At 65.0% G+C, this 8,679-nt stretch carries 8 protein-coding genes and 1 riboswitch; of the genes, 3 read left to right on the top strand and 5 right to left on the bottom strand.

The window, feature by feature from the left end:
* Window positions 1-91: 91 nt before the first annotated feature.
* On the bottom strand, window positions 92-322 hold the full coding sequence (locus ACVOLV_RS21600; RefSeq protein ID WP_481556148.1) for a glutaredoxin family protein: 231 nt from the start codon (window positions 320-322) through the stop codon (window positions 92-94).
* 95 nt (window positions 323-417) lie between these two features.
* Here ACVOLV_RS21600 and ACVOLV_RS21595 point away from each other — a divergent pair, with 95 nt between their 5' ends.
* Together ACVOLV_RS21595 and ACVOLV_RS21590 are read left to right on the top strand one after the other, a co-directional pair.
* Entirely contained in the window at window positions 418-1,800 is a 1,383-nt protein-coding gene (locus ACVOLV_RS21595; RefSeq protein ID WP_481556147.1) for an L-serine ammonia-lyase, read from the top strand.
* A gap of 203 nt (window positions 1,801-2,003) precedes the next feature.
* A complete protein-coding gene (locus ACVOLV_RS21590; protein ID WP_481556146.1) occupies window positions 2,004-2,879 on the top strand; it encodes a hypothetical protein in 876 nt (291 codons plus the stop codon).
* A gap of 4 nt (window positions 2,880-2,883) precedes the next feature.
* Here the strand turns inward: ACVOLV_RS21590 and rarD are convergent, their stop codons facing one another.
* The 4 genes from rarD to metX form a co-directional block, all read right to left on the bottom strand.
* Window positions 2,884-3,792 carry an EamA family transporter RarD gene (gene rarD / locus ACVOLV_RS21585; protein ID WP_481556145.1) on the bottom strand — a complete coding sequence of 303 codons (909 nt, stop codon included), beginning with the start codon at window positions 3,790-3,792 and terminating at the stop codon, window positions 2,884-2,886.
* 241 nt (window positions 3,793-4,033) lie between these two features.
* Window positions 4,034-5,101, bottom strand: a complete 1,068-nt coding sequence (locus ACVOLV_RS21580) for a homoserine dehydrogenase family protein (protein WP_481556144.1) — start codon at window positions 5,099-5,101, stop codon at window positions 4,034-4,036.
* On the bottom strand, window positions 5,098-6,348 hold the full coding sequence (locus ACVOLV_RS21575) for an O-succinylhomoserine (thiol)-lyase (RefSeq protein WP_481556143.1): 1,251 nt from the start codon (window positions 6,346-6,348) through the stop codon (window positions 5,098-5,100). Before ACVOLV_RS21575 ends, ACVOLV_RS21580 begins: the two co-directional genes overlap by 4 nt.
* Complete coding sequence (gene metX / locus ACVOLV_RS21570; RefSeq protein ID WP_481556142.1) at window positions 6,345-7,373, bottom strand: homoserine O-succinyltransferase MetX; 1,029 nt, start codon at window positions 7,371-7,373, stop codon at window positions 6,345-6,347. Before metX ends, ACVOLV_RS21575 begins: the two co-directional genes overlap by 4 nt.
* Window positions 7,374-7,444: 71 nt before the next feature.
* Window positions 7,445-7,565, bottom strand: a riboswitch (SAM riboswitch).
* Window positions 7,566-7,682: 117 nt separating this feature from the next.
* Between metX and ACVOLV_RS21565 the strand changes: the two genes are divergently transcribed.
* Entirely contained in the window at window positions 7,683-8,492 is an 810-nt protein-coding gene (locus ACVOLV_RS21565) for a M23 family metallopeptidase (RefSeq protein WP_481556141.1), read from the top strand.
* Window positions 8,493-8,679 lie beyond the last annotated feature (187 nt).

Below are 8,679 nucleotides of genomic sequence, written 5' to 3'. Positions count from 1 at the left end.
GCTGGGGGGGCGGTAAAGCCTCTGCCGAGCATGGCTCGGCATTACATGCTTGGGGTTTACCGGGAAAGCCCTTGCCGAGCATGGCTCGGCACTACAGGTGTGGCGGCAACCATGCCGCCAACGCCGCCGAATCAAACGGCCAATCCAGCTCCCTGCCGCCTGCATCCCGCAACACCGGCACGCGCGTGCCAAAGGCCGCCTCCAGCGCCTCATCGTCATCGATGAACACACTGTCGAATTCGGGCGCTCGCGCCTGCGCCAGCACCGCCAGCGCCAGGTCGCATAGATGGCAATCATCACGTTGGTACAGGGTTAATCCCATCGCGCATCTGCTCCAGCAATGCTGCGCTGCAAGCATGGCCTGCAGCAATGAACCCGTAGAATAGCGGCCATCTCAACGCAGTACGCAGAATCAGCATGTCCGTCAGTACGTTCGACCTGTTCAAGATCGGCATCGGTCCGAGTTCGTCACACACCGTGGGCCCGATGCGCGCGGCCGAGCGCTTCGTCCACCGCTGGTTGCTGGATCCGGGCCAGCTGCAGAACACCGTGCGCATCCGCGCCGAGGTGTTCGGCTCGCTGGCCCTGACCGGGCGCGGCCACGGCACCGACAAGGCGGTACTGCTCGGCCTGGAAGGCCACCGTCCGAACCAGATCGACCCGGACATCATCCCGGCCACGCTGGAGCGCATCCGCAGCAGCAAGCGCATCAACCTGATGGGCCAGCGCGAGATCGCCTTCGATGAGAAGCGCGACCTGGCCATGAACAAGCGCCAGAAGCTGCCTTACCACACCAACGGCATGCGCTTCACCGCCTACGATGCCGACGACCAGATCATCGCCACCCGCGACTATTACTCGGTGGGCGGCGGCTTCGTGGTCAATGAGGACGACGCGGCCGATGACCGCATCGTCCCCGACCAGACGCCGATTCCCTATCCGTTCAAGAGCGGCGATGAGCTGCTGGCGCAGGCTGCACGCAGCGGCCTGAGCATCGCGCAGATGATGTACGAGAACGAAAAGTGCTGGCGTAGCGAGGACGAGATCCGTGCCGGCCTGCGCGAGATCTGGGACGCGATGCAGTCCTGCGTGACCCGCGGCATCCGTTCCGAAGGCACCCTGCCCGGCGGCCTCAATGTCAGCCGCCGCGCACCGGCGCTGTACCGCGAACTGTCCTCGCGCCCGGAAGCGGCAATGCGCGACCCGTTGACCACGCTGGACTGGGTCAATCTGTACGCACTTGCGGTCAACGAAGAGAACGCCGCCGGTGGCCGCGTGGTCACCGCGCCCACCAATGGCGCGGCAGGCATCATTCCCTCGGTGCTGCACTACTACGACCGTTTCTGCCCGGGCAGCAACGAACAGGGCGTGTTCAATTTCCTGTTGACCGCTGCCGCCATCGGCATCCTGTACAAGGAAAATGCGTCGATCAGCGGCGCCGAAGTCGGCTGCCAGGGCGAAGTGGGCGTGGCCTGCTCAATGGCGGCCGGCGGCCTGATGGCGGCACTGGGCGGCAACCCCGGGCAGATCGAGAACGCCGCCGAGATCGGCATGGAACACAACCTCGGCCTGACCTGCGACCCGATCGGCGGGCTGGTGCAGATCCCCTGCATCGAGCGCAATGCGATGGGTTCGGTGAAGGCGATCAACGCCAGCCGCATGGCCATGCGTGGTGACGGTAAGCACAAGGTCTCGCTGGACAAGGTAATCAAGACCATGCGCGACACCGGCCGCGACATGCAGGACAAGTACAAGGAAACCAGCCGTGGCGGCCTTGCCGTCAACGTGATCGAGTGCTGATCCGCGCCTAAGCCGGCGCTGGCCCCGTTGGGCTGGCGCCTGCAAATGCTCCTTTGATTGAGCCACAGGCAGTCCTCACCGCGTCGCCAGGCGCACATCGCAAACGCCACTGCGCCGCACTGACGCAGGCCAGCCGGTGTATTGCAATCAATCCGCCGGCTAAACCAGAATCGCCCATCACAACGCAGCTTCAGGGGGAGCGGATGCACGGCGAAAAAGAATCTGGCCAGCAGGCACCGGTACGTCGGCCGCGTTCGGCCGCGCGTACCACGGCACCCGGCAGTGGCATGACTACTCTGTTCAAGATCGTGCTTGCCGCTGTGGTTCTGCTGTTATTGGCCTATTACTTCGGCAGCCGGAAGCCGGCGCCGTCGGCAGATGACACTGCCGCCGCGCCCCCGCATGCAACAGCAGCTGTCGCTGCATCACCCGGCTCAGGCACTGCTGCGCTGGTGATCGAGGGCGAGAAATCCACGACCATGGCCAATGTCGATGAAGCACAGATGTCGGTGCAGGAAGGCGGCAGCGTTCTGCGCATCGAAGGCAGCGTCGGCAGGAACTTCGCCACCGACATGAAAGCACTGTTGGATGCCAACCCCAGCGTGCGCCGCATCGATATCACCAGTGGCGGTGGCTATGCCAATCCGGGCCTGGAGGCTGCGCGGCTGATCAACCGCAACAACCTGACGGTACGGGTCCGCTCACATTGCGCCAGCATGTGCGTTGCACTGTGGGCTGCTGCCGGCCAGCGACAGCTGGAAGCCGATGCGGTGATCGGCCTGCACCAATGGAATCCGCAGTGTGATGCGCGCCCCGAGGCGGAACGCAAGGAGTGCCACTACCAGGTGCAGTTCGCCACCGAGCACAACTCCAGCTACAACGCGTGGCTGCGCGCGGCTGGCTTCAACCAGCGGCTGTTGAACCTGCAATCGCAGACGGCGTCCGAAGATATCGCGGTGCTGTTCGCCCCCCAGCTATGGGAGAACGGCGTGTCATTCAGCGCCGTCGACAGCAGCGGCGCACGCATGAGCCGTGAGGCGGTGATGGCGCATCTCGCCGCCAAAGCCAAGCGCAGCTGAGCTTTCAGGCACCGCGCTTACCAAGCTTCAACACGCCTTCCAGGGCCAACAGTGCCACCGCCAGCCAGATCGCCACATAGGTCGGCCATTGTCCATGGCCGACACTCTCACCCAGCAACAGTGCGGCCAGCATCAGCAGCACCGGCTCGACATAGGTAAGCAGGCCAAACAGGCTGAAGGACAGCATTTTCGAGGCCAGCATGTAGCACATCAGCGCCACCGCGCTGATCGCCCCGAGCAGTGGAATCAAGGCATACAAGGATGGTTTCTGCGCCAGCGCTGCCAGCAGTTGCTGGCCGTCACCAATCGCCGCCCAGAAAGCCACCGGCAGCAACAGCACCAGCTCCACCCAGAAGCCGCCAAGATGGCCGATGCGCAGGTGCCTGCGCAGCAGGAAATAGGCCGGATACCCGAGCGCTACCAGCAGCATTTCCCAGGAAAGCCCGTGGTTGCGCAGCAAGGCCCAGCCCACGCCGATGGCGGCACTGGCTACCGCCAGCTTTTGCAGGATGGACAGACGTTCGCCGTAAACCACCCGTCCCAGCAGCACCATCACCAACGGCAGCAGGAAGTAACCCATCGATACCTGCAGCGCGCGGCCATGCAGTGGCGCCCACAGGAACAGCCACAACTGCACCCCCACCATGCCCGCGCACAGCGGCAACCCCCACCACAGACGGCGCTCGACCCGCACCCGCCGCAAGGTGTCGACGATCAGCGTCTTCTCGCCGCTTACGTGCAGCATCAGTGCCACCAGCGGCACCGCGAACAACACCCGCCAGCCGAAAATATCACCGCCCTGCAGCGGTTCCAGCTGCGGGCTGGCGTAATACATCAACCCGAACAGCAGGGACGCTGCCAGCGAAACCAGAACACCTTTGGACACGAATACACCTGTCAGATGGAGGGACACGGAGCCAAACTCCGGCCCCGGATTGGCGCGCAGACAGCCGCTACCCGAATCTCGACATGGTAGAGCCTTGGCGCTGCCCCGTTGCTGTCGAATCGTGCGCCATCCAGCTCATGCGCGACGCCAACGCAAGCCGCCCCGACCAGCATCCCGACCGAAGCGACCGCACGCAAACCCACTGCGGATCGCAGTGGGCTCGTGGCAGCCTTCTTTCATTGCACGATGCTGGAGCGGAAGTTCCGGCTCAGCGATTGACGATCGCCAGTACGTCGTCCAGCAGCGCTGCAGCAGTTACTTCGGCACCTGCACCCGGGCCCTGGATCAGCAGGGGCTGGGTGTTGTAACGATCGCTGTGGATTGCCACCCGGTTGTCGGTACCGCTGCCGCCCGCCAGGGCATGGCCCGGCAGCAATGCGCGCAGGCCAACACTCGCCCCTTGCGCATCCAGGCGGCCGACGAAGCACAGCTTCAATCCAGCCGCCTGCGCCTGTTGCAGGCGCTCGGCCAGAGGGGCATCCAGCAAAGACAATGCGCTATCCACATCGCTGGCCGACAGTGCTGCCAAAGCAGCCGGCACCAGCGAGTCAACCCTGATCTGATCGGCCTCCAACGGTACGCCCGCTGCACGTGCAAGTATCAGCAGCTTGCGGCGTACGTCTTCGCCGGAGAGGTCAATGCGTGGATCGGGTTCGGTGTAGCCGGCAGCTGCTGCCTCACGCACACAAGCCGAGAACGGCTGACTACCGTCGTAGCGATCAAACAACCAGGCCAACGACCCGGACAGCACGCCTTCGATGGCGTGCACATGGTCACCACCTGCAACCAGCGCACGGATGCTGCGCAACAGCGGCAAGCCAGCACCAACCGTCGCCGCATCACCATAACGGGCATCGCCCGCTGCGGCTGCAACGCCAATCTGCTGCGCGCGCACCAAGGCGGTGCCATTGCCCAGCTTGTTCGCCGTCACCACATGGATGCCCTGCGCCAACCAAGGCGCATGATCAGCAGCGACGGCTTCGCTGGCAGTGGCATCAACCACGATGTCGCCGGCGCGTAGACGCCCTACTTCCTGTTGATGCACGGGCTTGTCGCCCTGCCGCTGCGCGTCACGCGCCCGCGAAAGTGCGGTGTCCGGTGCATCCTCACAGGCCAGGGCAATGCGCGAATTGGCCACCACATGCAGTGATGGCAGGCTCAGCTGGCGCTGCTGAAGCGCCTGGTAGCGCGCTACGAAGGCCGAACCGACCGTACCGGTTCCCAACAGCACCAGCCGTGTCTGCGGCTGCTCCAGCGGACGCAGTACCGCGCTCATGCATCCACCGTCTTTTTACAGTTGCCGGCGGCCAGCTGCGCTTCGGCAATCACCTTGGCGGCGCGCTCAAGACCAGCCTGCAGATCGGCAACCAGATCCTCGCTGGATTCGATGCCGACCGACAGGCGCAGCAGGCACTCGCTGATGCCGGCTGCTGCGCGTGCATCGGCGCTCATCGCGGCATGGGTCATGGTTGCCGGATGCGCGACCAGGCTTTCCACGCCACCCAGCGATTCGGCCAGGGTGAAGTAATGCAGGCCATCCAGGAAGGCACGCACCGCTGCATACGGATCTTCGCCCTGGCAGGCGGCCAGCTCGAACGAGAGCATCGCGCCGAAACCCTTCTGCTGGCGCGCTGCCACCGCGTGGCCCGGATGCGACTCAAGGCCTGGGTAATACACATTTGCGACCGCATCGCTGGCCGCCAGCAGCTCAACCACGGCACTGGTGTTTTCCTGATGCACGCGCAGACGCGCATCCAGGGTGCGCAGGCCGCGCAGGGTCAGGAAAGCATCGAACGGCGAACCGGTCAGGCCCAGCGCATTGGCCCACCACACCAGTTGCTGGTGTACTTCGGCATCGCGCGCGATCACCGCGCCGCCAACCACATCACTATGGCCGTTGACGTACTTGGTGGTGGAATGCAGCACCACGTCGGCGCCGAAGGCGATCGGCGTCTGCAGCGCCGGCGACAGGAAGGTGTTGTCCACGACCACCTTGGCACCGGCCTTGTGTGCGGCCTCGATGACGAAGCGCAGGTCGGTGATACGCAGCAGCGGGTTGGACGGAGTTTCGATCAGCACCAGCTTCGGCGACTGCGCCAGCGCATCGGCCAGCGAGCGCGGATCGGTCAGGTCGGCGGTGATCAGCTCGAAATGCCCCTTCTTGGCCAGCGCATTGAACAGGCGCCAGCTGCCGCCGTAGGCATCGTGCGGTACCACCAGCCGCTCGCCCGGTTCCAGCAGGGCATTCAACACCAGGTTGATCGCGCCCATGCCAGTCGCGGTGATCACGCCACCGGCACCACCTTCCAGTTCAGCCAGCGCCTCGCCCAGCAGATCACGGGTTGGATTGCCGCTGCGGGTGTAGTCGTACTGGCGCTTGTTGCCGAAGCCATCGAAGCTGAAGTTGGACGACAGTACGATCGGCGGCGTCACCGCGCCGTAGGCGGTATCGCGGTCGATGCCTGCACGCACTGCCGACGTGGCACGGCTACAGGAGATATCGGAAGTGTGGGACAGGCTCATGCGGTTTCTCCGGGCAGGCGTAGGGCAGTGGCGAGGATCGCGTCGATGCGATCGGTTTCTTTGAGGAAGGCGTCGTGGCCATAAGGCGAGCGCAACACGCGCAGACTGCCGCGCGGACCCAGCCCTTCAACCAACGCGACCAGGTCAGACAGCGGCACCAGCCGGTCACCTTCAACGGCGACCACCAGGGTCGGCACGCTGACGGCGGCGGGGTCCACGCGGTGCAGGTCAATCGATTCGGATAGGCGCAGGTAGGCGTCAACGCGGGTACGGGCCACGTATTGCGCGCCAGCGGCGTCGAGGTAGTCCTCGGCGGCGACGCGTACACGGCCATTGACCACTTCCGGCGCAGCGTCGAAGCGTTCGCCAAATTCTTCCGGGGTGCGGTAACTGAGCATGGCGAACTGCCGGGCCAATGCCAGACCATGGCTCTCCGCACATTGCAGTTGGCCTAGGGCGACTGCGCGGCGCTGCAGTGCGCGCCACGCCGAGGCATACGGATGCGGACGATGCGCACCGCTGACGGCGACCAGCTTGTGCAGGCGACGCGGGTGGCGGATGGCCAGTTGCAGACCAACCAAAGCACCGTAGGAATAGCCGACAAAACCGTGCAGCTGCTCGATATGCAATGCATCCAACAAGGCAGCGACGGCATCGGCCTGATCGGCGGTATCGATGACCGCATCCAGCTCGCCATCGGCACCGATGAAATCAAAACCAAGCAGACGGCGACGCGTCGGATCCAAGGCGCGACCGACACCTACCAGACCTTCGGCCCAGCCTTTTTCGGCATAGCCGGCATTCGCAGCAATATGGCGATGCGCAGAAATACCGCCAGCAACAAGCACCACCGGTGCGTCGCTCGCGCCGACCAGCTCATAGCGCAGGCGCAGCGCACGCTGCCCTGCGTGACGCATGCGCAGCTGCAGCTCGATCTCGCCGCGCACGGCAGACATGCCGTCATCAATACGGTCGAGGGAAGCGACAGGAAAAAGCGGAGCTGCGGTAGCGGTGGCGAAACTCATGGCGGTATCCGATAAGGAGCGGCCATCGAGCTTTCGCGAAGCTCGTGTTCGCCGTACACGCGGTACGGAACGAACCATCTTTTCGGCAGACACGGAGGTCTCCGCAGGATTTGGCACCAAACGCAGCCGCTTGCGCGTCCGCTGGTTGCCCCGGCTTCAAAGGGCCTGTCCCTCTGCCGGTCTCGATGGTGAGGCTACATTGCCAGCCGCCTTCCCGACTGTCAATCGCTTTATTCGCATAAAGAGATGAATAAGTTTCCAGGGCAACCAAACAGGCACAATCAGGCCCTGCCCCAAGGACCCTGCACTGTGCCCCGCACCATTCCTGTACTGCTGTCACTGGCACTGCTGTGCGCCAGCGACGCCGAAGCCAGTCCAAGCAGTCGCTGGCGCGAAGCCTGGGGATTGCCTGCTGCGTCGACCTCTGCCGTTGCGGCGTCCACCTCAGATGCTTTTGCCAGCCTGCAGCTGCAGGCACGTGCAGGCGGACACACTGCCGTCGTCAGCAACCTGACCACTGGTCCGGTGCAGGTCCGGCTGCAGGGCGACAGCCGTGTACCGGCAGCCACAGTGCTGGGCGCAGGCGAACAGCGCAGCTTGTTATGGCTGGCCGATGATGGCGATCCGCTGCGCTTGGCCCTGGATGCGTTCCCTGGCGACCCGACCGCGCAGCCGGAGGATCACCTCTATCTAATACCCCTGCGCAGTACAGCCGTTCGGGTCAGCCAGGCCTTCGCCGGTCACTACAGCCACACCGATGCGCAGAACCTGTACGCGGTGGATTTCCCCCTGCCTGAAGGCACGCCTGTGCTGGCTGCGCGCGCCGGCCGCGTGATGCAGGTGGTGGACAGCCGCGAACAAGGCAGCCTGCTGCGCATCCTGCACAGCGACGGCAGCATGGCGCTGTATGCCCACCTGCAGGCAGGCAGCGCCAGCGTCCGCCCAGGCCAAGCCGTGGCCGCCGGACAAGCCATCGCGTTATCCGGAAACACCGGTCACAGCAGCGGCCCGCACCTGCATTTCGTGGTGCAGGCCAATACCGGGCTGGCGCTGCGTTCGATCCCGTTCCGCATGGGCAGCGCGCGCGGCGAGCTGCAATTCCCGCGACAGGCTCCCTGAACAGGCAGCTCCATCCATGGAGCCGAGCCGTGCTCGGCTGGAGCTCCTTGTAGTGCCGAGCCATGCTCGGCTGGAGCTGCTTGTAGTGGCGGGGCCCGCCCGGGGGGGGGGGGGGGGGGGGGTGCCGGGCCCCGCCGGGGGGGGCGGCCCCCCCCCCCGGCCGGGGCGCCCGCGGGGGGGGGGGGGG

It is taken from the genome of Stenotrophomonas sp. STEN023, from assembly GCF_056760135.1.
Note: the sequence above shows the minus strand (reverse complement) of the source record. Positions and strands in the feature narration are given on the sequence as shown.

Bases quoted from the DNA above. Each gene is read 5' to 3' on its own strand.
- ACVOLV_RS21600 (WP_481556148.1), bottom strand. From the start codon at position 322: ATGGGATTAACCCTGTACCAACGTGATGATTGCCATCTATGCGACCTG.
- ACVOLV_RS21595 (WP_481556147.1), top strand. From the start codon at position 418: ATGTCCGTCAGTACGTTCGACCTGTTCAAGATCGGCATCGGTCCGAGT.
- ACVOLV_RS21590 (WP_481556146.1), top strand. From the start codon at position 2,004: ATGCACGGCGAAAAAGAATCTGGCCAGCAGGCACCGGTACGTCGGCCG.
- ACVOLV_RS21580 (WP_481556144.1), bottom strand. From the start codon at position 5,101: ATGAGCGCGGTACTGCGTCCGCTGGAGCAGCCGCAGACACGGCTGGTG.
- ACVOLV_RS21575 (WP_481556143.1), bottom strand. From the start codon at position 6,348: ATGAGCCTGTCCCACACTTCCGATATCTCCTGTAGCCGTGCCACGTCG.
- metX (WP_481556142.1), bottom strand. From the start codon at position 7,373: ATGAGTTTCGCCACCGCTACCGCAGCTCCGCTTTTTCCTGTCGCTTCC.